This window comes from Blastocatellia bacterium (assembly GCA_035275065.1).
In the GTDB taxonomy this organism is placed as follows: Bacteria; Acidobacteriota; Blastocatellia; order UBA7656; family UBA7656; genus DATENM01.
Genome location: DATENM010000054.1, coordinates 112,373 through 136,760 on the forward strand (window position 1 = coordinate 112,373; position 24,388 = coordinate 136,760).

A 24,388-nucleotide genomic window follows, 5' to 3' on the forward strand; every position below is an offset into this window, starting at 1 on the left:
CGCGATGGCAAGATTATGGCGGCAGCTCGCTGAGCAGCTTGCGGGCGTCGGTGTTGCCGGGGTCAAAGCTCAGCGCCTGCTCTAGCGTTCGCGCCGCTTCCCTGCGATTGCCTGTGGCGACATAAGTCCGCGCAAGCTGAAGATAGATCGCAGAATTATACGGCTCTAACTGAATCGCCTCGCGGAGCAATCGAACCGCTCCCGCATCCCCTTCGTCAATCAACACCTGCGCCAGTCGCCGCCTTAAGGTAGCCGACTTTGAGCCCGCGGCGATGGCCCGCTCAAAAGCCTGTTTGGCCCGCGCCCAATTACTCGGCGAGATGACGAGCAGCACCTGACCGTAGGTAGCTTGCACCTCCGCGTCATTGGGAAACTCGCGCGCCGCGCGCTCGAGCAAGGGGAAACCGCGCTCGCCGTAGCCGCGATAATTGGGCGCGAGCTGCGCGAACGCCAGCGCCAGTGTGCGCAAGTCCGAGCTGCTCGCGTTGGGCGGTCGCGTCGCCCAGATCAAGTTCGTCTGCGGGTCAATATCAGGCGTGGCCGACAGGCTCTCGGCATCCGCGGATGATCGAGGGATTCGATGATTCGTCAACGCCAGATGCGCGATGTTGGTCACAGCGACCTTCGGCATGTGGCAGCCGACACAGTTGCCCGCGGGCGAGCTCTCGGCGCGGTGCGTTTGCACAAAACGCTGGCTAACCGGCGCGTGACATTGCATGCACTTCTTATTGAAATAGGCCGCCGCCTCAACGCCGGACAGAGAGGTGTGCGGATCATGGCAGGTGATACAGTTCAACTGGCTGCCGTCCGCTTGCCGGCAGCGGCTCATGCGTATCTGCTCGGGCTGGCCGAGCGCCTCAAAGCCGCCGACCTTCAACGCCGGCGGCACCAGAAAGATAGAAACCACATCATCGAGCGGCGTGCCGGGGCGAAAATCAAGCAAGCTCTTTCCGGGCCGTTGAACGCGCGCATCACCACTCAGGTGGCACTGGTAACAGACATCCTCGCGCAAACGCGAGCTGAGCTTTCTGGGATTGACGATTGAGCGATCCACCGACCCGTCGAGCGGCTTGGCGGCGCGGCGGTCGGCAACGTGCAGCGCGCCCGGCCCGTGACAGCGCTCGCAGCCGATAGACAGTATGCGAAAGGCCGGCTGCCGATATTGATTGCCGGTGTCGGATAGCGGTTGCGCCAGCCCGCTATGACACGATACGCACAGGCCACCCGCCGGGCGCGTGAAGTCGCGAAAGAGTCCCGACTCATGGCCCGGCGACAGGTCCCACTTCCGCGTGCTGGTGTAAAAAGAGATCGGCGAAATAAAGAGCTGGTCGCCGCGCTCGATCAAATAACTCTGCCCGTGATTGCCTGAGCCGACGCTGTAGGCGACTTCATGAGTTTCCGTAAAAACCGGCTTGTGACTGGCGTCAAGCTGCGCCTCGCGGTGGAAGACTTTTCCGTTCTCGACAAAGACCGAGTAGGCGCGACCGTCCGCTTCGTTATGTAGCGTGGCCGGCTTCGAGAAAGCGCCGTCGCCGGCTCGCGGCCTGGACATTGAGCGGCCCATGCCGGTCTTCTTAAACGATTCGTATTTGCTCAGGTGACATTGCCGGCAGGCTTCGTCGCCTACGTATTCAACTCCCGGCCTGGTGTTCAGGTAATCAACGGTCGGTGGCGTATCGGCGCCTGACGTGAAGCCGCTGGTAACAATGATCGCAAAGAGAAAAACAACGGCGGCCATGAATACTGAGCGCCGCCGCGCGCCGGTTGAAACGGGGCTTTCATTCGCAACTCGCTGGCAGATGATTCGCCTGTCGCCGAACATCGTCATTACGCGACTAAGGAGCAGTGCCGCGCTCTTTGCTCTTCAGTTGACTGTAGCGCGACATCGCCTGCTGCGCGGCCTCCTGTCGGCCAGCGCGCCGGTAAGCTTGAGAGAGCTGATAGTAGATGTAAGATTTGTTCGCGTCTAACTGCACGGCTTTTTCTAAAAGCGTGATGGCGGCTTCGGCCTGGCCTTGCTGCAAGCGTATCTTGCCAAGCTCGTAATAAGGTTCCATGTAGGCGGGGTCGAGCCGCATGGTTTCTTCAAATTCCTTCGCGCCCTGTTCAACCTGTTGCATGGCGACGAGTGAAAATCCCAGGTGATAATGCGCCTTCGCGTGGCCCGAGTTGTGGGCGATCTCGCGACGGAAGGCTTCGGCCGCTTCGGCAAATTTGGCGCGTCGCAACAGCGCCAGGCCGCTGTAATAATACGCTTCGGGCAAAGCCGGGTTGATCTCTAGCGCCTTCGAGAACTCTGTGGCAGCGCCCGCATAATCCTCCTGCATGGCTTGCAACTGCCCCATCGCCAGATGGACTTCGGCAGACTGCGGGTACTTGTCCAGCAAGCGGCGCAGCAGCGCTTCGCCTCGCGGTCGGTCGCCCGTGTGAGCGACCGACAAACCCAGAGCAAACATGATTTGCGGGTCGTCAATGCCGCGGTCGGCAAGCGGCGCGAGCTGCTGAACGGCGTGCTTATACTCTTCGTTGAAAAAATAGCTAAGCCCCAACAGCGCACGCGCCGGCACGCGGTCGGGCTGCTGCTTCAAGGCGCGCTCAAGCGGCGCGACCGCCTGACGAAATTGCTCGGCCTTGAAGTACGCCAGCCCGGCGTTGTAATCAACGTCGGTGATCTCTGCGTCCCAGTGCGCCGCCTGTTCAAAATATCTGGCGGCGCGCTTGAAATCCGCCTGCGACGCCGACCCATACGCCAGCCGGTTATAGGCGTTGCCGGCGATGCGCGCATAGACCTTCTCGACCTTTTGCAGACGAGCGCGCTCTTGTTCGTTCAGCGTCTGGCGGTCAATGACCACCGCTCCTTCTTTCAAGCCGGCCTCGCCGGGGTTGATCTCGTCCGCGCCCGCCGCTTCGCCTTTCAAATACGATTGCATTCTTTCGGCTTCGTTCTTTGACGACCTGGCTTTGTACTGAGCGGCGAGCGCCGCCTGAGCGGCGGCCTCTTGCATCTTTCCCTGCCGGCGAAACGCCTGCGCCAGTAAGTAATGCGCGTTGGCGATCTGATACTGATTGCGGCTCGGGTCCGGGGTGAGTTGAATGGCGCGCTCAAGCAGCGGGACGGCCTTCGCTTCCTGGCCCAAAAGCGCATAGGCTTGCCCGAGAAACAACGGCGCGTCAGGTTTCCGCGGATCGAGCCGTTGGGCGATTTCCAGACTGCGCGCCGCCTCTTCTAATCGGCGGTCGCTCAGGTAGACCAGGCCGAGCAGGTAATTCGACAGATAATCGGTCGGGTCGCGGCGCAGCTCGGCTTGAAACTCCGCCGCCGCTTCCGTCAACTTGTCGCGGCCTTCTCCCGACAGGTAGCTGAGGCCGAGGTAGTAATGGGCTCGCGGATAATTAGGGTTCAAGGCGACGGCGCGTTTGAACTCCTCGACTGCCGCATTCAGGAAATTGGTCTGGCGATAGGAGAAGCCGAAGAAGACATGGAGCTGCGGCGATTCGCCGAGATTCGTCAGGATGCGCTGAAACGTCTTTCGGGCGTTTTCGAGTTGCCCCTTTCTGAGATAGGCAAGCGCCAGGGTGCTGGCGACGCTGTTATCTTGCGGGGCCTGCCGCGCCGCTTCGTCCAGCTCGAAGATCGCCGCATCAATACGCCCCATGCCGAAGTAGAGCTTGCCAAGCAGGTGGCGCGCGGTGGCGTGATAAGGCTTTTGCGCCAGCAGCGTCTTTACCGTATCGATGCCTTTTTCAAACTCGCGTTTTTTCAGATAGACGATGCCGAGGCCGAGCAAAGCGTTGTCGGAATCGGTCTTGGCCTCGGTGGCGGCGGCGTAGGCGGTCTCTGCCTGATTCAGATCGCCGAGACTGTCATAGATCGCTCCCAACTGCTCAAGCGTCAGCCCGAGCGCCTGGCGCAAGGCGCTGTTTGCGCGAATCACCTCGCCTTGCTGCTGGAGCCGTTCGGCGAGCTTCAACTGCTCGGTGATCTCGTCGCCGGCGCTCTTTTGCCCGTAAGCTATCGCCGCTCCGAGGAAGACCCAGAGCAGCAAGCAAGTGATAAAGCGATGGTCGGCTCGCGTTGAACGCATAGACGCTTTCCAATGAAACCGAATTAAAAGGATCGTGCCGTTGGGGAGCGATTATATCACAAGAAAAAGGGCGCACCAGTCAGGCCGGTGCGCCCCTTGAGTAGCAGCGTTCAACCCCCGCGGTTAGAAGTTGAACTTGATGCCGAACTGGATTTCACGCGGGTCGCGCGCGCGCCCGGCCTGGCCGAACGTCTGGTTGATGTTGCAATCCGACGTGAACTTTCCTGTCGCCACACCATTGTTCCTGATCTGGCACCCGACGCCGTTGCCTCCGGGAAGCAGCTCGATACCGCTAACCTCCTGTCCGGAGCGGTTCGTCCCTGAGCCGGTCGAATACCCGGTGTCGATATTCAAGAACTGTGTGTGGTTCAACGCGTTGAAGAACTCCGCCCTGAACTGGACAGACATGCCCTCTCTCGGCAACTTGAAGTTGCGGTAGAAAGCGAGGTCAACGTTGTTGATTCCAGGCGCTCGGACCGAACCTTTCGGCGAGAAGCCGAGGCGTCCCAGACTCGTGGGCAGCGCATAGGCGCGCGGATTGATCCAGTTCTCCGCCGTGTGCGCCCCTTCGGGATCAGCCACCAGGTCAGGCCGGTTGGCAATGCCAATCGAAGGGCCGCCCGAGATCGTTAGGGGGACGCCGGTGGCATACTGGTAAATGCCTGTTGCTTCCCAGCCTCCCAGAGCGGTTCTTACCAGAGCATGCCGGCCACTGAAGGTTGGCAGCTTGTAGATCGCGTTCATGCTCAGGATATGCGTGCGGTCGAATGACCCGAGGCCGCGGTCATACCCGAGGTTCTGCGGATCGGTGATTCTCGTGTTGGTGCCGCCGCCGCAGCAGTTGATGTCGGAAAGCGCCAACAGCTTCGACCAGCTATACGACATCTGGTAGGAGAAGCCTTTCGAGAATCGCTTCACGAACTGCACCTGCAAGGCGTTGTAGCTCGAATCGCCGGCGAAGGTCTGGTAGAACAGACTCGCGTTGCCTTTCAGCGGGAACAGCAGTCGCAGCTCGTTTTCGTTGGTGTTCGCATCACCATCTAAAGCGCGCCGCGCAAATTCCGCACGCTTGTCGGTCGGGACGAAATTCAGGTCCCAGTTGATCGGCAGATGGTGGCCATGATTACCGACATAGCCAACCTGGATCGTCGTATCACGCCACAGCTCCCGCTCAATCGAGAAGTTCCACTGGTAGCTGCCTTGCGTCTTCGACTTGATGTCGGCGGCGGCGCTCGGCGTCCCCAGTGTGCCACCCGGCGGCGTCCCCGGAATGGTGTCCAGAGGCCGCCCGGCGCCCCAGTCGATGTGGGCCACGAACGGCGGGTTGTTAATCATCGCGCCGACCGGGTTACTTAAATCGGAGCGCCCAAAGAAGCTGCCGGCGCCAATGCGAATCGCCATCTTGCCTTTGCCCGTCGGGTCCCAGGCAATGCCGATGCGCGGGCTGAAGTTATTGTGATTCTGTCTGAGCGCTCGCCCGACGTCGATGCCCTTCAGGTTCGCCTCGCCGCCCGGTATGCCTTTATCCGGCAGGCTGAGCTCCTCCGGGAAGATCATGCCGTTGAGCGGACTGGCGCCCTTAGCAGGGTCGTAAAGCGAGAGCACGAAATTGCCTAACAGGTTATCGTCCTGGACGGTTTGCGGCAGGCGTGAGAAGCGCAGGCCGTAGGTAAGCGTCAGGCCGGGGCGCGCTCTCCAGGTGTCGGAGAAGTAGGCTTCGTAATCGCGCCAACGAATTAACGATGTCGGCACGAACGACTGCTCATCGGCGCCACCCCAGTAGGTGCCTTTCAGCAGCAGGTCGGCCAGGCCATTGCCGGTAACCTGTCCGCCGTTGCCCGGCGCGTTGGGATCGCCCCAGCCGCCGCCTAGGCCGGCGCCGCCGGGAACTGCCGTTGGCCCCCAGAACTGCGGCGTGTCGGCGCTTGAGCAACAAATCTCATCCTTCTTGTTGGTGCTGTACAGAGCGCCGACTTTGAAGGTGTGCCCGCCCATGGTCTTAGAAAAGTCATCCTTCCAGATCCACAGGTCCTGGCCATTGTTCCAGGGGGCAATGTTCCAAAGGTTGGCGCCAATCCCTGGCAGCGGCGAGCCCCAGAACGTCGTATGGGCGCGCGCATCGGGGCCCGGAAAGACTTCGGGAATCTTCGAATTGATCTCGTCGTTGATGTCCTGGCCCAGCCCCGGCACGATGAAGATGCGGTTGTTGGCGTAGGAGAACTGGAACTGATTGACCATGCTCGAACCGAAGGTCGAGGTCAAACGGGTCGAGATGTTCTTCGACGGCTGATCCCAGTCCGAGTCAACGGTCGGGAAGCCTGTGTCGCCCCACAGTCCGCCTTCCGCGCCAAAGTTCGGCGCCGGGTTTTTCCAGCTGTCCTGGGTGTAGCGGAACATCAAGCTGTGTTTGGCGGTGATCGTCCAGTCGGCCCTTCCCTGAATCTGCCAGGTCGGGATCTTGGTCACAGGGGCGGCAACCCAATTGTCGATCAGGTTGCTATTGGTCGGCTCCGGCCACAGTTTCATCAGCGCCAGCCCCGCCGGGCTCAAGCGATTTGCCGGAATCTTGTTGCCCGGAAACGGCAGGCCGGTAAAAGGGTCTGTGGGCAACGGCAAGGCCCCGGAATGCGGGCCGCTGAAATCGCCCTGGCGTTCCAAGAGCGTCGGCACTGTCGATTTGCGCGGCACGCCGCGCGCTTCACGCCGCCACTCCTGCGACCAGAAGAAGAAGAGCTTATCCTTCTTGACCGGGCCGCCGATGGTGTAGCCGAAGTTTTTGTAATCCAACGACTGTTTCGGCGCGCCGGCGCGATTGAGGAAGAAGTTGGTGGCGTTGAGCGCATCGTTGCGCAGGAAGAAGTAGCCGCCGCCATGAAAAGAGTTGGTGCCGCCCTTGGTGACCAGATTGATCTGCGCGCCGCCGGCGGCCGACATCTCCGGCCCATAGGCGTTGGTCTGCACCTTGAACTCTTCGATTGAATCGATAGATGGGTAGACCAGGATGGTGCGCCCCGAGCCGTGGTCTACGTTATCAACGCCATCAACCAGCCAGGCGTTGGCGTTGGCCGGGCTGCCGCTCATGGAGATGTCAACGCCGGCCAGCAACCCCGTGTTGCCCGTGCGCGTGCTGTCGCTCACGGAAGCGCCAGGCACGAGCAAGGTCAACTGCACGAAGCTGCGGCCATTCAGCGGCAGCTCTTTCACCTGCTGCGAGCTGATCAGGCTGGAGACTTCGCCGGTCGTCAACTCGACCTTGTTGGCGCCGCCGGTGACTTCCACCGTCTCGGCGACTTGACCGACTTCGAGCGTGGTCGAGAGGATTTTCTCTTCGCGGACGTGCAGGTCAACGGCGCGATGCTCGGACTTCTTAAAGCCGCTGGCTTCGATGGTAACCGTATAACTGCCGACGGGCAGCAGGTTGACGCTGAAGTTTCCCTTGTCATTAGTGACGATGGTTCTCGTCAGGCCGACGCTTTCATTGGTGATGGTGACTTGAGCGCCGGCGACGGCCTCGCCCTTTGGATCAGTTACAGATCCACTGATACTTCCTGTATCCTGTTGAGCCTTGACGGACGAGGCACAGCAAAGAAACAGGAAGAGCATCAGTATACTTATCGGTAACCTTCTATCCATGATGCCTCCTTTCCCTTCATGTCTCAGCGAAACGTTTGAAGCCGTGCGGCGATAGGACTCGGCAAACCGGCAATGGGTAGAGCGGACCGAAGCCAGGCGCGGTTTGTCACACCAGCCGTTTGCAAGCTCCAAGCAACTCGCTATCCGATCACTGCCAGAGCAACCCCGTGCGTAGTGGACGCACTGCCAGAACACTGTGTTGTAAGCGAAAAGGTAAAGGGCGCGGCGCGCCCTCGCACATCCTTCGTACTCTCTAAACCCGTGAAGTGAGGATCCCCAAATATAAATGCTGAAAAATGATGCTGCGAGAATATGCCAGCCGGCGGTAAAGGTCAATACCTGACGGCGAATTATTGCCGGGACAACCCACCACCTGCCCGCCTGGCGAGACTGCCGAGAAGCTCAATACACTATTGTCACGTCCTGCTCGTGAGCGTAGAATGTGCCCGGATAATTCTCGGACTTAAGTAAGAATGAATCGGACTTAAGTAAAAATGAGACCATCTTGACCAGACGTAGGCTACGCCGAATCGAGATTAGAATCAATAGCCTTACAGTAAATTAACAGGTTAAATTAACGTTTTAACTTCTCCTAAAGATTGATTCGAGAAGGTTGCCATCAAAGGTTGCCGAGGTCTTGCCCTTCAGGTTCGAGCTAAAAAGCGAGCGGTCAAAAAGCCGGTCGCTGCCAAGGAGTCGGCGTATGAAAGCTCAGATCGTTGAGTCTGCTTCGCCCGGCGTCGCGCCCGACGAGGTGCGCCAGGCGCTCGACCGCCTGCTCTGGAGCAAGTATTTCGTCAACGCTCATAAGAAGCAGAAATTCTTGCGCCTGATCTGCGATTACTATCTTGAAGGCCGCGCCGAGAAGTTGAACGAGCATCTGCTGGGGTATGACGTCTTTGGCCGTGACAGCAGCTATAACCCGGCGAGCGACCCCATCGTGCGGGTCTTTGCGCACGAGATACGCAAGAAGCTCGAAGCCTATTATGCGCGCGAGGGCGCCACTGATCCGGTGCGGCTGGAAATCCCCGCCGGCAGTTATCAGCCGGTCTTCACGCGGCAACCGCCTGCAATAGTGAGCGAGCCGGCTGAAGCCCTGGCCGAAATGCCCGCTCTGATCGACGCGCCGCCCGCCGCACGGCGCTGGCCTTATGGAAAGATCGTCGCGGCGTTGGTTGGGCTGGGGCTGTTAGCCGCGGTGATGACCCTCGGGCTAGAGAACCGTCAACTGCGGCGCGAGGTGGCCCGCGGCGAAGCCGCCAAGGACCCGGCGACCTATGGCAGCTTCTGGGCTGGGTTTCTCGCCGACAAGAACCCGCCGCTGGTTATCCTCAGCAACCCGCCGGTCCTGCGTTTCATCAACGCCAGCGACCCGGAATCGATTATCAAGGGCTCGATTCCGCTGGCCGATGAAACCGTTGCCGCTCTGAAAGACAAGTTCGTCACTAACCCGGAGGTCGCCATTAAAGAATCGCATGGGCCGACCGACGATAGCGACGAAGCGGCCAAGAGCAAAATCGTCGTCGAGCGCAATGAAACGCCGCGCCTGGTGCTCGGCACCAACGTCTACACAGGTATGGGCGAGGCCATCGGCCTGCATTACCTGACCGACTTCTTCCGCAAGGCGAGCCGCAACATCCAGCTCAAACAGAGCCGCACCTTAAGCGCTGACGACCTCAAGAAGCACAACGTCATCATGCTCGGCGGCGTCTGGGTGAACACATGGTCGAGCAAGCTGACGCGCAACGAAGACTTCCTCTTCACCAGCCGAGGCACCATCGAGAACCGCCGCCAGCAGGCCGCCGAAGCGCATGAATACATCCCGCAGTTCGACCGGCGCACAGGCAATCTGACCATCGATTACGCGCTGATCACCGTGAAGCCGAACATTTCTGAGGGCAACGATGTGATGATGCTGGCAGGGGTTTACAGCCAGGGCACCGAAGCCGCCGCCGAGTTTGTGACCAATAAAGATTATCTCGACCAGATGAATCAGCGCCTGCAACAATCGGGCAGCGTGCCGCGCTACTTCCAGGCGCTGCTCAAAGTCAGCGTCGAAAACGGCATCCCGACAACCATCTCGATTCTGGCGCTGCACGAGCTGCGCGTCGCCGACCTTTAATCCGAACCGGCCTTTAATCCGAAGACGAGGCGGTGACCTCGCCTTCCGGCCACGGCTCTCCGGCGGTTGCCGGCAGCGGCTTCCAGTTGACGCGCGACAGATTGCGCGAGATCAAGGCGGCGGCGATGACCGCGGCCAGCAAGTAGAGCGAGCCGCTCAACCACTGCTTAAAGATAATCGCGCCGATGCCGAATAGCGCGGCGTAGATCAGGATGCAGCCGAGTATCCAGTTGGCGAACTGCACGCCGAGGCCGCCCATCTCGTGCGGCGCGGTTTCGCCCGCGAGCCGCGCGATGTGCCGCCAGCCGGGGCCTTCGGGCCGCACCTGGCGGTAGAAGTCCACCAGAGTCTCCTGCGGTTCGGGGCGCGTCATCACTGTCGCCAGCACCCAGACCGCCGTGGTGACGCCTACGGTTGTCAGCATAATGTAGGCGAATTGCAGCGGGTTGCCGCTATCCCATTTGATGATTTCTTGCAGGAGCAGCGAGACAATGGCCGCCGTCAGCATCGCCGCGATTTCTGACCATGCATTCATTCGCCACCAGAACCAGCGCAACAGTAGTACAGGCCCCGTGCCCGCGCCAATCACCAGCAGCAGCTTCCAGGCATCGCCGATGGATTCCAGCTTGAGCGTCACCAGCAATGACACGATCATCAATAAGACGGTGACGACTTGCGAGATGATCACGTAATGCCGCTCGCCCTTATCGCGCACCCAGAAGCGGCGGTAAAAATCGTTGACCACGTAAGACGCGCCCCAGTTCAGTTGGGTGCCGATGGTTGACATATAGGCCGCCGCAAAGGCCGCCAGCATAAAGCCGCGCAGGTAAACCGGGAACACGTTCGGGTCCATCAGCGTGCGAATGTAGCCGGATTCTTTATCGACCAGCTCAGGGTACAAGACCAGCGAGGCGAGCGCCGTCAATATCCACGGCCAGGGCCTGAGCGCATAATGCGCGATGTTGAACCACAGCGTCGCCAGCACGCCGTGCCGTTCATCTTTCGCGGAAAAGATGCGCTGGGCGATGTAGCCGCCACCGCCCGGCTCGGCCCCCGGATACCAGCTCGCCCACCAGTTGACCGCCAGATAAACGAAGAAGGTCAGCGCCGGCATCCACGCCGAGTGCAGATCGGGGAAGAAGTCGAGGCGCGAGCCTGCATGGTTGCTGGCCGCATCCAGCGCCATGATCTTTGCTTTGAGCGCATCGATGCCGCCGACGGCGCGCACGGCTAAGACGGCCAGGACGATGACCATGCCCATCTTGAGAACGAACTGAAAAAGGTCGGTCACCAGCACGCCCCACAGCCCGGAGATCGTCGTGTAGAAGGCCGTGAACAACAGCATGCCGATGACGATCAGGATCGCCGTCGACTTATTGACGCTGAGCGTCACCATCAAAATCTTGACCATCGCCAGGTTGACCCAGCCCATGATGATGCAGTTGATGGGCAGGCCAAGGTAAAGGGCGCGAAAACCGCGCAGGAAAGAAGCCGGCTTGCCCGAGTAACGCAACTCGGCGAACTCGACATCGGTCATCACGCCGGCGCGCCGCCAGAGCCGCGCGTAGAGGAAGACCGTCAGCATGCCGCTCATGACGAAATTCCACCACAGCCAGTTGCCGGCGATGCCGTTGGCGGCAACGAAGCCTGTGACGGCAAGCGGCGTGTCGGCGGCAAAGGTCGTCGCTACCATCGAGGTGCCCGCCAGCCACCACGGCACGTCACGGCCCGACAGAAAGAATTCCGTCGTCGAGCCGCGCGCCCGCCGCGCGTAGTAGATGCCGATGCCGAGGTTGAACAGAAAATACGCCGCGATGACCAGCCAATCCAGTAGATTCAAGTTCACGCCGTCACCTCACGTTCTCGATAGTGAAAATCTATGCCCGTTATACTCAAGACCCGATCAATCATGCCAATGAAGGCAAAGTAGATGGATTGAGGAAAAGAGTCAATGGACTTACGGTAAACTAACAGGTTAAATTAACCGCTACCGCGCCGAACGGAAGGGAATCCGAGAGCCGGAAGGCAGAATGATTGAGCTAAAGGTCAAACTGTTAGACGATGGCTTGCCGGCGCCGCGCTACCAGCACGCAGGCGATGCCGGGCTTGATCTGCCGAGCCGGATTGACTACCTGCTGGAGCCCGGCGAGCGGGCGCGCATCCCGACCGGCGTGGCCGTCGCGATCCCGCGGGGTTACGCGGGCTTCGTCATGGTGCGCAGCGGGTTGGCGGCGCGTCACGGCATCAGTTGCGTCAATGCGCCGGGCCTGATCGATGCGGGCTATCGCGGCGAGATCATCGTGATTCTGCTCAACACCGACCGGCGCGAGCCGTTCGCCATCCATCGCGGCGACCGCATCGCCCAACTGGTATTGCAAAAAGTGGTCGAGGCCACCGTCGTAGCGGTTGACGAGTTGGACGCGACAGGGCGCGGCGATGGCGGTTTCGGCAGCACCGGCCAGTCCTGAGCCCGGCGGTTCAACTGGCGGCGGCCTTTTCAAAAGCGGTAGCGAAGAATAGCGCCGACGCCGCCGACTTCGGCAAGCAGGCTCGCGTCTTCGATGAACGTCACAGAGGCCGCCGACGCCTGCGCGCGTTTCACTAACTCGTCGGCGACCAGGCGCGGTTGGCTCACGTCAATGCCCGCCTCCGCGTCGGCGGTGCTGTAAGCCGCCAGCACTTTTTTCACCTGCGCTTCGTCGTACTTGATCGCTTCGGGCGCGGCGCTGATCAGCAGGTCGTCCGCCTGCCCGTTTGAGAGCGCGGTCAAGGTGTTGGGCACGCCGACCACCGCCAGCCCGTTGCCTCTGTACTCGTCAATCAGCCGGCTGACCTTCTCGGCGTCGCTCTGACTGTCGTGCTCGCGCAGAGACTCCATCGAGGTCGCGAAGATTTCATGCTCCGGCGCGTTGATGTCGAGGCTCACCACGTCAATCACCTTGTCGGTAAGCGGTGCCGGCATCTGCTCGCGCAGCAGCGGGATGATCACTTCGTCTCCGGCAAGGATGATGTGCTCGGCGCGGTCGTCGCCGACTACGCGTTCGAGCACCTCAATGACTTCTTTGGCATGGTGCAGGTGGTAATTGGCCAGGTGGCGCTGATAGCGCATCTGCGACCAGCCGCCGACCTTCGTGCGGTTGGTCTTGCGGTTCTTGACCTCTTCGCTATTCAGTTTGGCGCCGCGCCCGAAGACGAAGATTCTCGCCGAGTTGGTGTTCGCCACCAGCACCGCGTACCTGGGGTATTGATCGAGCAGGCGGGCCAGCGGGTAGAGGTGCGGCTGGTCGAAGACAAACAGGCGGTTATTTTCGATGGGCGCGTCGAGCTGGACCGTCTCGAAGAAATCGCCCGCGCCGGCGCAGGCGAAGACGGCGATGCCGTTGGCCGACGGGCGAATCTCTGTATCGAGATAGCTGTTGATCCGCTCGACATCTTTGTCGAAACTCTCGCGCTCGGGGCTGCCGGCGGCAAAAGTCTTGGCGCGCTCGCGCAGCTCGTTACGCACGAAGGTGTGATAATTGTCGTGCCCGTGTTCATCAGGCTGTGCATTCAAGTAGAGACTAATGACCGGAAAGCCGGTCGGCTCGAATATCGACAACAACTCGATCAGCTCGGCGACGGATTGCATGTCATCCCTCTTTCAGGCGGAATGATTCGGTACAACGACACCCACAAGGCGCAATCGTTGCAACCGTGATGCCAGCCGGCCCGTCGCGGCGCGTTGCTTAATCCGCAGCCGCTGCATTACAGTAGATCATTGACGCCCATATCACGAACCATCGCCGCGGCGGTGGCTATCTAAAACATTCTTGATCGAAGGATACAAATCGTTTCATGTCGCAGACTCCGCAGAAGAACCAGGTGATCTATTCGATGGTCGGCGTCGGCAAGTTCTATGACAAAAAGCCGGTCATCAAAGACATCTACCTCTCTTATTTTTACGGCGCTAAGATCGGCGTCCTGGGTCTGAACGGCTCGGGCAAAAGCACCTTGCTGCGCATCATCGCGGGCCGCGATAAAGAGTATGTCGGCGAAACCATCCTGTCGCCGGGCTACTCGGTCGGCTATCTCGAACAGGAGCCGCAGCTCGACAATACCAAGACCGTGCGCGAGATTGTCGAAGAAGGCGCACAGGAGACGGTTGATCTGCTCAAGCAGTTCGACGAGATCAACGCGCGCTTCGGCGAGCCGCTGGACGATACGGAGATGAACGCGCTGCTTGAGCGTCAGGGCGAGGTGCAAGAGAAGCTCGACGCTCAGGGGGCGTGGGACCTGGACGCGCGGCTTGAGATGGCGATGGACGCGCTGCGCTGCCCGCCGGGCGATACCTCGGTAAGCGTACTATCGGGCGGCGAGCGCCGCCGCGTCGCGCTGTGCCGTCTGTTGCTCAAGCAGCCGGACATCCTGTTGCTCGACGAGCCGACCAATCACCTCGACGCCGAATCGGTCGGCTGGCTCGAACAGCATTTGCAGAAGTACCCCGGCACGGTGATCGCAGTTACACACGACCGCTACTTTCTCGACAACGTCGCCGGCTGGATTCTTGAGCTAGACCAGGGGCGCGGCATCCCGTGGGAGGGCAATTACTCGTCGTGGCTCGAGCAAAAGCAGGAGCGTTTGCGCCGCGAAGAAAGGAGCGAGAGCCAGCGGCAGAAGACGCTCGAACGCGAGCTGGAGTGGATTCGCATGGCGCCGCGCGCCCGCCACGCCAAATCAAAAGCGCGCATCAATGCTTACGAGTCCCTGCTTTCGCAAGAGAGCGAGGCGCGCAGCCGCGAGCTGGAGATTTACATCCCGCCCGGCCCGCGTCTTGGCAATGTGGTCATCGAGGCCAATCAGGTGACCAAGGCTTATGGCGATAACATCCTCGTTGACGATATGACGTTCGCGTTACCGCCGGGCGGCATCGTCGGCGTCATCGGCCCGAACGGCGCCGGCAAGACGACGCTCTTTCGCATGATTACCGGCCAGGAGCAGGCCGACAGCGGCGCGATCCGCCTCGGCGAAACCGTGCGGCTCGGCTACGTTGACCAGAGCCGCGATACGCTGGCAGCGAACAAGAGCATCTGGGAAGAGATTTCCGATGGCCAAGACCTGATCGAGCTGGGCAAGCGGCAGGTGAACTCGCGGGCTTACGTGGCGCGCTTCAATTTTTCGGGCACCGATCAACAGAAGAAGGTCGGCATGCTGTCGGGCGGCGAGCGCAACCGCGTGCATCTGGCGAAGATGTTAAAGTCGGGCGCCAACGTCTTGCTGCTCGACGAGCCGACGAACGATCTCGACGTCAACACCATGCGCGCTCTCGAAGAAGCGCTCGAAAATTTCGCCGGCTGCGCCGTGGTCATCAGCCACGACCGCTGGTTTCTGGATCGCATCGCAACGCACATCCTGGCCTTTGAAGGCGACAGCCGCGTCATCTTCTTCGACGGCAACTATACGGAGTACGAAGCCGACCGGCGGGCGCGGCTCGGCGCTGCCGCCGACCAGCCGCACCGCATCAAGTACCGGCACCTGACACGGTGAGGTAGCGCAAGGCGGTTAGCTTGCGCAATGACTCGCGTAAGCGGTTAGCTTGCGCTACAGCGAAGGAAACATGAGAAAACTGCTTGTGCTTGGATTAATCGCAATGACCGCCTGCACCACAGCCAACAACGCCAACCGCTCGGGCAACACGAGCGGCGACGAAGCGTTCAAGAAAACGCTCAACGCTTACGTCGTCGAATTCCTGCGGCGCAACCCGACCGTGAACACTTACCTGGGCGGCGCCGGGCTCGACCCGTCGCTTGCGGAAGCGGACGGCAAGCTGCGCGATTACTCTGCCGCCGCGCTCACGGACGAAGACCGCTGGCTCGCCGACGCCCAGAAAGCCATCGAAGGCACGGACGCCAACACGCTTTCCGCCAACGCGCGCATTGACCGCGACGTGGCGCTGGCGCAGATTCGCTTTCAGCTCCATCAGCATCAAGCGCGGCGTTATCAGGAGCGCGCCCTCGACACCTTTGTCGGCGAGCCGTTCCGCGCCCTCGACTGGCAACTGCAAGGCATGGCGCAGACCGGCGACAAGACTTATGGCACGGCGGACGAATGGGGGTTGGTGGTCAAGCGCGTGGCGGTGATCCCGCAATTCCTGGCGACGGCGCAGGAGCAGTTGATGGCCGGCGTCAAATCAGGCAACACGCCGGACAGGCGCATGCTGCAACGCGACGGCCTCAACACGTCGGCGGCCAACGCCAAGTATTTCGGCGAAACCTTGCCGAAGATGGCCGAAGAACGTCTGAGCGGGCCGCAGCGCGATCAATTGCTCGGCCAACTGCGCGACGCCGCGAAACAGGCTTCGGAAGCCTATTTGAAGATGCATGACTTTGTCGCCTCGGCCTTCTTCGACGACGCCGCGGCGGGCAAGGTCAAGGCGCAATTTGCCGCCGACCACTTCGCGATGGGCGAAGAGGAGTACAACTGGGCGCTCAAGAACAATTTCAAGCTCGACAAGACGGCGGCGCAGCTTTACGACGAAGCCATGCCCATCGTCCAGCAGACGCAGCAGCAGATGATCGATCTGGCGCGCCAGATCGGCACCCAGCGCAACTGGACGCTGCCCGCTGATGGGCCGCAGGCCGTGCGCTTCGTCTTCGATCAGCTCTCGAAAGACTACCCGAAGTCGGATGCGGAGATGGTGGAGTGGTATCGGCAGGCGGCTTTCCGGCTTGTAGATTATGCGCGCAAGACCGGGATCTTTGACGTGCCGGCGGATTACAAGCTCGAAGTCGTCGAGACGCCGCCGCCTTTGCAGGCTTCGATTGACGGCGCGGCCTACTACCCTGCGCCGCCGTTTAAGAACAGCGGGGTCGGGCGCTTCTACGTCACGCCGACGCACAACGATGAAGCGGCGTTGAAAGATAACAATCGCGCGGCGCTCGCCGACCTGTCGGCGCACGAAGGCTTCCCCGGCCACGACTGGTACTACAAAGTGCTGACGCAGTACCGCGAGCAAATCTCGCCGGTGCGCTGGTTGACGCCGGGCGCGGTCGAAGACTCGTCAGCGATGTGGGAAGACTCGATGCCGAGCGAAGGCTGGGGCTTGTACGCCGAAGCCTTGATGGCCGAAGCGCAGCCGGGCGCGCCGGACGGTTTCTACACGCCGGAAGAGCGGCTCTACCAGTTGAAGGGTAAGCTCTACCGCGACCTGCGCGTGCGCGTCGACACAGGCATTCACACGGGCCGCCTGACTTATGACGACGCGGTGAAGCTGTTTTCGGAAGTCGTGGATTTCCTGCCCGGCGCCTGTGACGCGGCGGCGATGCAGAGCAAAGAGGCGAAAGGCGCCAGTTGCCGTGGAGCCGAAGCCGCCATCTTCCGCTATTCAAAGTGGCCGACGCAGGCGATCACCTATCGGCTGGGCAAAGATCAAATCTACGCGCTGCGCGAAGAAGCATCTCGGCAGCTTGGCGACAAGTTCTCGCCGAAGACGTTTCATCTGGCCTACATCAAGCAGGGGACGATCCCGGCGAATTATTTCCGCGAGCAGTTGTTGAGCGAGTTGCAACAGGCGAAGTGAGGCCGGCCACCGCGCCATTACGCGGCGTCGAGTGCGGCCCACGTCTTCGGCCCCACAATGCCGTCCGGGGTAAGCCCGCGACCGCGCTGGAACTCGCGCACCGCCGCCTCTGTCTTAGGTCCGAAACTCCCATTCGCAGGGGTCACGCTGAGTTTGGTTTGGATATGCTCAACCAACTCACTCTGGGCGCCGCGGCGTAGGGTCGGACGTCCCGGGGGGTGGCCGGGATTGGCCGGCGGCTCGGCAGAGGGGATCAGCACGGGCGCAGGCGCCACGCCGTTGAGGATCGCCGCCACCGACGAACGAAACGGCCCCATGTCGAAGCTGGGGTCGTTCTTGCGGCCTGCCGGGAGGGCATACTCTTTGTGCCCGGCACAGAACTCCGACCCCCGCCCGATGTGCTTCAGGATGGCGGCGACGCCGCGCTGGTAAGCGTCGAGCTGCACCGCTGGCCAGGGGTCGTCCGGCAGGCCGGTATTCTCCGCCTCGATGCCGATGAAGTTGGAGTTGCCGTTGGGCAGCCCTCTCCAGATGCCCCTGCCGGCATGGTTGCAGCGCCCGGCGGCGATCACATAGAACGTGCCATCGCGACCGAGGCCGAGTTGGGCGAGCGGCCCGTGAAGGTCGGACCGCCCATTAATCAAGGTGTTCAAGCTCGGCATGTTGCCACTCTTCGGCCCCGCCGTGTGGTGACAAATCACGCCGAAGATGGTGCCGACATCGCCGCGCCCGCGATTTTCCCAGCCGAAACTGGTGGAGACTTTCAGGCCGGCCTGCTTCAGCGCGTCCGGTAGCCAGATCAATGAGAATGGCATGTTAAGCTACGCCTCCTTCTGCCGCAGGTAATTCCTCGTCCGGCGTTGGGTTTTCAGTAGTATCAACTTCGCACCCATCCTCGCCGCTCTCGTTGTCAACAGGGCTTGCGCCATCCACGCCCGATGGCGGGGCGGGAGCAGGCGCGGGCACGGGCACCGGCGCCGGCGCGGGCGCTGATGCCGCCAGAGGTGCCGCCGCCACCGGCTGCCGTGGAAGCTGGCGGTCTTCTGAAGCCTCCTCAGGACTCTTTTCATGCGGCTTGACCGTGGAGCGGATCACCATGATCTTGTTCAGGGTGTCGAACCAGAAGGGGGCGCCGAGCGACGCCGCGAAGGCGGTCATCAACCACCCGAGGATCGGGGCGAAGTAGTTGTTCCAGGGTCCCCCCAAGGTATCTTTCGGGCGCTCGGCGCCGCGCAGGGGCGCTCCCCAGCCCGCCGCCCAGCCGATAGGCAGGCCCAACGAATCGAGGTCACTCTTTGCTCTGGTATAGTCGTCCATGGCCCTATCAGCAGCCGAATTTGTATTGGCCGCCGAATTCGTATTGGCCGCCGAATTCGTATTAGCTGCCGAATTCCTATTGCCGGTCGAGTTCGTATTGCCAGCCGAATTTGTATTGCCAGCCGAATTCGTATTGGCAGCCGCACTTGTATTGGCAGCCGCACTTGTATTGGCAGCCTCCTTCTCCTTGAGGGACGTTTCGACTCTCGCGACAATCTCGGCGCGGGCCGTGTCGTTGCGGTAGAGGTAGTTGGCGATGGTGATGGTGTTGATATTCAACCCGACGGCCACCAGCAAGCCGATAACGAAGATGATCCACTGCGTCCTGCGCTTGTACCAGCCTGAGACGCGGTCCATGGCGCTGTCATACCATGCTTCTATGTTCGCCTGAACCTGGTTGATGTCCCCCTGCGCCGAGTCAATCGCCGTCAGCAACACCCGCTGCACCTCCAGATTCCCTAGATTCCCGACGTTCGCCCGCAGGCGGTCAAGCGAGATCACAGGCGCGGCGGCGCTGCTATTAGTGGCGTCCGTGGCCGGCCCGCGCGCGGCGATGTCCATCAGCGCCAGAGCGAAATTTTTCGAGGGAATGTAGGAGGGCAGGTTCTTGCCTCTGGTTAGAATCCCTGGGCGTTTGACCTCCTCGTCATCCCCCTTACCCTTGAGCTCCACGGCTTCTGGTTTGTAGGCCCCTGAGAAGATGCCGTTAACGAGCGGGTGTTTGTAGAATTGTTCGACAAGACCTTTACGTTTCGTGTCGTGGAGAAGCTCGCGGATGCCGTATTCGAGATGGACCGCGCGAGTCTTCAGCCATGCCTCGATACCTTCGCGTACCGCCGTACAGATCGAACTGACCAGCAGGTAGACGAAGACGAGTCCGATAGCAACTTCCAGAATCTGGGATCCGAACATCTCACGCCTCCTTCGGGGATGGGTTGGCCAAGATTACTCTAAAGCGCGCTGTGAATGCAACAAAAATATACTGAAAATAATAAAGTGAAGAAATTTATTCAGCGTTGCCCAGTCGGGCGGACGTGGCCCCCGCAACCTGCGGCAGGAAACGGCATGGCCGACGGCGACGGCTAACGGGCCAGCGCCGGCCCGGAACCTTCGGAGGTGTTTGAGGGTGATGGTTAAGCGCCCTGAACGCGACGCGGCTGCGGGCGCACAGGCTTGCGTTCGGTGTAGGCAGGCAGGTACTTGTTGGCGATGCGATAGAGCAACAGCGCGGCGAGCGCGGCGGCAAACAGCAGCGGCTCGCGGGTGTCGGCCTTCACCAGCATGTAGTAATGCAGCGCGCCGCCCGCCGCCGCGATATAGACCAGCCGGTGCAAGCGATTCCAGCGCTTGCCGCCCAGCCGCTTGATCATCTTCTGTGTCGAGGTCACGGCCAGCGGCACGAGCAGCACGAAGCTCGCCATGCCGACCGTGATGAAGGGCCGCTTGCCGACATCTTCGATCACCGCTCGCAAGCTCGCCGAGCGGTCGAGCAGTGTATAAATCAACAGGTGCAGCGCGGCGTAGAAGAAGCCGAACAGCCCCAGCATGCGCCGGAACTTCACCATCCACGGCTGGCCGAGCAGTTTGCGCAACGGCGTCACCGCCAGCGAGATAATCAGAAACAACAGCGCCAGCGTCCCCGTAGTGCGAATGGCAAACTCTGAAGGGTTGGCGCCGAGCCTGTGATAGTAGGCGTCGTGCAGCAACAGCACGAGCGGCACGCTGCCGTTGACGAAGATGACGAAGCGGGCGAAACCTGTGTCTTTCATTACCGGCTCAAAAATACTTGCGCAGATCCATGCCTGAATAGAGACCGGCCACCTGATCCGCGTAGCCATTGAACATCAGCGTGTCGCGCCGCCCGAACTCGCCGATGCGCTGCTCGGTCCGCTGGCTCCAGCGCGGATGGTCTACCTCGGGGTTGACGTTTGAATAGAAGCCATACTCGCGCGGGCTGTCCTGGTTCCAGGTCGTTGGCGGCTCGCCGTCCGTCAGGCGAATCTTAACGATGGACTTGATGCCCTTGAAACCATACTTCCACGGCACCACCAGGCGGAGCGGCGCGCCGTTTTGCGGCGGCAGAGTTTCGCCATAAAGCCCGGTCGCCAGAATCGTCAGCGGGTGCAGTGCTTCGTCGAGGCGCAAGCCTTCGACATAAGGCCAATCCAGCACGCTGCCGCTGCGCACGTTGGGCATCTGGTTCGGATCGGCGAGCGATTGGAAGGCGACGTACTTCGCCTGCGAGGTCGGCTGCACTTCGCTCAACAATCTGGCCAGCGGGAAGCCGACCCACGGGATAATCATCGACCACGCCTCGACGCAGCGGTGGCGGTAGACGCGCTCTTCCGGCGGCGCAATCTTGAGCAGGTCATCAAGGTCGAAGGTCTTCGGCTTATGCGCCAGGCCCGTGACTTCGACTGTCCACGGGCGGGTGACATAGTTCCTGGCGCGCGGCGCGACCAGCCGCTTGTCAGTCGAAAACTCGTAGAAGTTGTTATAGTGCGTGATGTCTTCGTAAGGAGTCTGGGCGTCGTTGATCGTCGGCACGCTTGCGCCCGATGCGGTTTGCACGTCGGCGATCTTTTCGCCCGCGGCGCTCTCCTGGCTCGGGGTCGCAAAGCGGCGATAGAGCCAGCCGGTGCCGAGCGCCGTGGCCGTGAGCGCCGCGCCGCGCAGAAAGAGGCGGCGCGACGTGTAGACCTCTTTGTCGGTAATCTCGCTGGCTTTGATCTCTTCCGGCTTCTTAATCAGCATACGACTTCCTCAACCTGAATCCGTCTCCACACGTCTAAATTATACCGCAGTTGGCGGGGCGCTTCGTCAGCTGCGCGGCTCTTTCACAAGCGGCAGCGCGGCGACGCCGAGCACGCGGCGGCTGTGGCGCTCCTGAATGAAGACGACGATTTTCAGGTGGTCGCGCTGCCACTTGTCATCGAGATGCGCGGTGGTCGTCAAGGCGAACTCGCCGGCCCGCGCATCGAGCGCGCCGACGGCCGCCAGCGTTCGCGCGACTGCCGTATGGCTTAACCGCCGCCCGGAGTTTTCGCCGCGCGCGACGCTAGAGCGCAAGCCGCTCTCGCTGATGGCCAGAACGATTTCCGCACGATCACCTTTTGTAATCTCCGGCACATTCTCGACGCGCACGGTAATCGGCACGTCATGGCTCGCAGCTTTCGCATCGGCGGCGAAGGCTAGAGTGAGGCGCGCTTTCGGGGCGCGCGCCGCGGCTTCGATAGCCTGGCGAGCGCGGCTACTGTTGCTGCCGACGAATTCTTCGCTGCCGTCAACGACCATCTGCGGCGTGTAGATGTCGTCGCGGTCAAAGCGGCTGGCGTACTCGCTCTGCCGCGCCGAGAACTGCGCCGACGAGAACGGGTCGGTCCAGCCCAGGTGGTTCCAGTAATCGACGTGCTCGCTCAAAGCGATGACTTCGGCGCTGTTGATGGGCTGCGTTTGATCGAGGTGAGCGAGCAATTCGTCGGCGGGCGGACAGCTCGAACAGCCTTCGGAGGTGAACAATTCGACGAGAACGATGGGGCGCTCGCCGGCGGCTGCCGGGCCATCAGCGAGCATCTCGAAGCGGTCACCGCGCCCGGCGTTTCGACTCAGCACGACTGCCACAATCAGCACGACCGCGGTGATAACCAGGGCGATGGCGAATTTGATTCTCATGCGCACCTTCGCGAAATCATCAGCCGCCAACGGCATTAAGCCGGGCTTGGCCTCACAGCTTGAATGCCGCCGCGCCGCCAATTTATTCCCCGCATTCGCCGCACTACATTCGCGCATGGCAAATGCTTATGAGCACACGCGGCGGCAGTCAACGCACGGCGTTCACTGTCGTCTGGGCTTCTGCGCCGGGCGCGGCGCTTTGCCGAGTTCCGCGAAGCTCAGGTTGAGAATCGGGTACGAGGCCCAGTCTTTGTAATCGTAATGCCACCACTCCGGCTCGTAGACGGCGAAGCCTTCGCGCTCCATCGCGGCGCGCAACACCTCGCGCCGGGCACGCGCTTCATTGCTGCCGCCGGCGTAGGTGATGTGCGACCGCTCGCTCATCTCGTCGTACCCGGATGGCATCTCGACCGTCTTGCCGGTCTTCAGGTCATACATGGATAGATCGACGGCGCAGCCACGGTTGTGACGCGATCCCTTCGCCGGGTCGGCGACAAATATCTTCTTGTCTTCGGGCGTCGCGTCCCAGAATACCTTGGTCACAGACCACGGGCGGTAGCCGTCGTGAATCACCAGCCCGTAGCCTTGCCGGCGCAGCGCCCGATGGGCGCGAACCAGGGCCTCGGCGGCAGGCCGCTGCAAGAAGGCCCGTGCCTCTGTGTAGACCGGGCGGCCGAGAAAATTATTCGCGGTGGCGTAGCGGATGTCGAGCTTGATGGTCGGGTCGAGCTTGATCAACTCGACCAGTTCGGGCTGGCGAAACGCGCCCTCTTCATGTGGCGGCTGCTCGGCGGGCGGCGACTGTTGCGCAGACGCGGACCATACAAACGCGACACCCCACAGCATGACGAGCGCCGCACACGCTTTCCTGGATAGACGCATTGATGTTTGCCTCCGAATAAAGTGGGCCTGAGAAGCGCGCCGACGGTTTAGATGACCGCCTGCAAATGGCGAAGAATCTCTTGTTTGGGCAGCGCCCCGACCAGGCGGTCAACTTCGCGCCCGTTCTTCAAGATCAGCAAGGTCGGAATGCTGCGAACGCCGAAGCGCGCCGCGGTCTGCGGACTGTCATCTACGTTGAGCTTGGCGACTTTGACGCGTCCGGCCATCTCCGTGGCCAGTTGTTCGATCACCGGCGCAATCGTATGACAGGGGCCGCACCACGCCGCCCACAGATCGAGCAGCACCGGCTGCGGCGACGCTTCGACTTCCTGAGCGAAGTTCGCATCCGTAACCACCACCGGCTGCGCCGCCGCCGTCAGCTTAGTTTTGCAGCGACCACAGACGGGATGCGCGCCGCTTTGCAGCCGTTCGCGCGGCACGCGGTTGGTCACGCCGCACGACGGGCAGCGAATCAACTGGACATCACTGGTCGCGCTCATGGCTTGCTCTCTCCCTTCACAGCCTCTCGCACCGGCTCTAGATTACACCAACTCGGCGCTCAGGCGACGCGGCGCTTGCCGTCCTCGTGGTCTTTGACGGTACGTTTCGCCGTATCGTCGGCCACCTCTCTGGCGGTGTCGCTGGCGACGCGCTTGGCCGTGTCATCGGCGACGCGACCGGCGGTGTCGCCGGCCACCTGGTGCGCGGTCTCGTGCGCCGTCTGCTGGGCGATGTCGGTGGCAATGGCGGCAACCGTGTCCTCAGGACATTCCTCTTTCTTCTTACGGTAATATGCAGCGATCTCTTCGAGCTGCTCGTCGCTCATATCTTCGATGCTGATCATCTCGTTATGCGCCGCTTTGAGCGAAGAGATCAACTCGTCGAGCTTGAGGTGCATGGCCTTAGCGTCGCGGTTCTGGGTGTTCTGAATCAGGAAGACCATCAAGAAGGTGATGATCGTCGTGCCGGTGTTGATGACCAGTTGCCAGGTGTCGGAATAATGAAACATCGGGCCGGTCATGCCCCAGATCACCACAATCATGAAGGCGAGCAGAAAAGCCCAGTAACTGCCGACCGCCCGCGCCGTTTTGTTGGCAAAGGCCGTGAAAAATTCGCGCATAT

At 61.2% G+C, this 24,388-nt stretch carries 17 protein-coding genes; 4 read left to right on the forward strand and 13 right to left on the reverse strand.

Annotated features, from left to right (window positions below; translation table 11 throughout):
* Positions 1 to 13: 13 nt before the first annotated feature.
* From VJ464_11870 to VJ464_11880, 3 genes are all read right to left on the reverse strand, one after another.
* Positions 14 to 1,738, reverse strand: coding sequence for a tetratricopeptide repeat protein (locus tag VJ464_11870; GenBank protein HKQ05823.1), 1,725 nt, complete (start codon positions 1,736 to 1,738; stop codon positions 14 to 16).
* Between the two features lie 97 nt (positions 1,739 to 1,835).
* Positions 1,836 to 4,085 (reverse strand): tetratricopeptide repeat protein, encoded by a 2,250-nt coding sequence (locus VJ464_11875; protein HKQ05824.1) that lies wholly within the window; start codon positions 4,083 to 4,085, stop codon positions 1,836 to 1,838.
* 123 nt (positions 4,086 to 4,208) lie between these two features.
* Positions 4,209 to 7,718 (reverse strand): carboxypeptidase regulatory-like domain-containing protein, encoded by a 3,510-nt coding sequence (locus VJ464_11880; protein HKQ05825.1) that lies wholly within the window; start codon positions 7,716 to 7,718, stop codon positions 4,209 to 4,211.
* A 703-nt stretch (positions 7,719 to 8,421) separates the two neighbouring features.
* Here VJ464_11880 and VJ464_11885 point away from each other — a divergent pair.
* Entirely contained in the window at positions 8,422 to 9,840 is a 1,419-nt protein-coding gene (locus tag VJ464_11885; GenBank protein ID HKQ05826.1) for a hypothetical protein, read from the forward strand.
* Between the two features lie 13 nt (positions 9,841 to 9,853).
* On the opposite strand, the gene VJ464_11890 is transcribed toward VJ464_11885, so the two are convergent.
* Positions 9,854 to 11,686, reverse strand: coding sequence for a sodium:solute symporter family protein (locus tag VJ464_11890; GenBank protein ID HKQ05827.1), 1,833 nt, complete (start codon positions 11,684 to 11,686; stop codon positions 9,854 to 9,856).
* A gap of 184 nt (positions 11,687 to 11,870) precedes the next feature.
* Here VJ464_11890 and dut point away from each other — a divergent pair, with 184 nt between their 5' ends.
* Positions 11,871 to 12,308 carry a dUTP diphosphatase gene (gene dut / locus VJ464_11895; GenBank protein ID HKQ05828.1) on the forward strand — a complete coding sequence of 146 codons (438 nt, stop codon included), beginning with the start codon at positions 11,871 to 11,873 and terminating at the stop codon, positions 12,306 to 12,308.
* A gap of 29 nt (positions 12,309 to 12,337) precedes the next feature.
* On the opposite strand, the gene VJ464_11900 is transcribed toward dut, so the two are convergent.
* Positions 12,338 to 13,468, reverse strand: coding sequence for a Vms1/Ankzf1 family peptidyl-tRNA hydrolase (locus tag VJ464_11900; GenBank protein HKQ05829.1), 1,131 nt, complete (start codon positions 13,466 to 13,468; stop codon positions 12,338 to 12,340).
* 206 nt (positions 13,469 to 13,674) lie between these two features.
* Between VJ464_11900 and ettA the strand changes: the two genes are divergently transcribed.
* On the forward strand, positions 13,675 to 15,363 hold the full coding sequence (ettA, locus tag VJ464_11905; GenBank protein HKQ05830.1) for an energy-dependent translational throttle protein EttA: 1,689 nt from the start codon (positions 13,675 to 13,677) through the stop codon (positions 15,361 to 15,363).
* A gap of 70 nt (positions 15,364 to 15,433) precedes the next feature.
* Positions 15,434 to 17,395, forward strand: a complete 1,962-nt coding sequence (locus VJ464_11910) for a DUF885 domain-containing protein (GenBank protein ID HKQ05831.1) — start codon at positions 15,434 to 15,436, stop codon at positions 17,393 to 17,395.
* A gap of 17 nt (positions 17,396 to 17,412) precedes the next feature.
* Here the strand turns inward: VJ464_11910 and VJ464_11915 are convergent, their stop codons facing one another.
* The 8 genes from VJ464_11915 to VJ464_11950 form a co-directional block, all read right to left on the reverse strand.
* Positions 17,413 to 18,210 (reverse strand): N-acetylmuramoyl-L-alanine amidase, encoded by a 798-nt coding sequence (locus VJ464_11915; protein HKQ05832.1) that lies wholly within the window; start codon positions 18,208 to 18,210, stop codon positions 17,413 to 17,415.
* Position 18,211: 1 nt separating this feature from the next.
* The gene (locus VJ464_11920) at positions 18,212 to 19,624 is read right to left on the reverse strand and encodes a hypothetical protein (protein HKQ05833.1); all 1,413 of its coding nucleotides are present in this window, start codon (positions 19,622 to 19,624) and stop codon (positions 18,212 to 18,214) included.
* Positions 19,625 to 19,845: 221 nt separating this feature from the next.
* Positions 19,846 to 20,481, reverse strand: coding sequence for a protein-methionine-sulfoxide reductase heme-binding subunit MsrQ (locus VJ464_11925; GenBank protein HKQ05834.1), 636 nt, complete (start codon positions 20,479 to 20,481; stop codon positions 19,846 to 19,848).
* Between the two features lie 7 nt (positions 20,482 to 20,488).
* Positions 20,489 to 21,466, reverse strand: coding sequence for a protein-methionine-sulfoxide reductase catalytic subunit MsrP (gene msrP / locus VJ464_11930; protein ID HKQ05835.1), 978 nt, complete (start codon positions 21,464 to 21,466; stop codon positions 20,489 to 20,491).
* Positions 21,467 to 21,532: 66 nt separating this feature from the next.
* On the reverse strand, positions 21,533 to 22,384 hold the full coding sequence (locus VJ464_11935; protein HKQ05836.1) for a DUF1223 domain-containing protein: 852 nt from the start codon (positions 22,382 to 22,384) through the stop codon (positions 21,533 to 21,535).
* 162 nt (positions 22,385 to 22,546) lie between these two features.
* A complete protein-coding gene (locus VJ464_11940; protein ID HKQ05837.1) occupies positions 22,547 to 23,266 on the reverse strand; it encodes a M15 family metallopeptidase in 720 nt (239 codons plus the stop codon).
* Between the two features lie 47 nt (positions 23,267 to 23,313).
* A complete protein-coding gene (gene trxC / locus VJ464_11945; GenBank protein ID HKQ05838.1) occupies positions 23,314 to 23,766 on the reverse strand; it encodes a thioredoxin TrxC in 453 nt (150 codons plus the stop codon).
* A gap of 59 nt (positions 23,767 to 23,825) precedes the next feature.
* Positions 23,826 to 24,386 carry a low affinity iron permease family protein gene (locus VJ464_11950; GenBank protein ID HKQ05839.1) on the reverse strand — a complete coding sequence of 187 codons (561 nt, stop codon included), beginning with the start codon at positions 24,384 to 24,386 and terminating at the stop codon, positions 23,826 to 23,828.
* Positions 24,387 to 24,388: the final 2 nt, after the last annotated feature.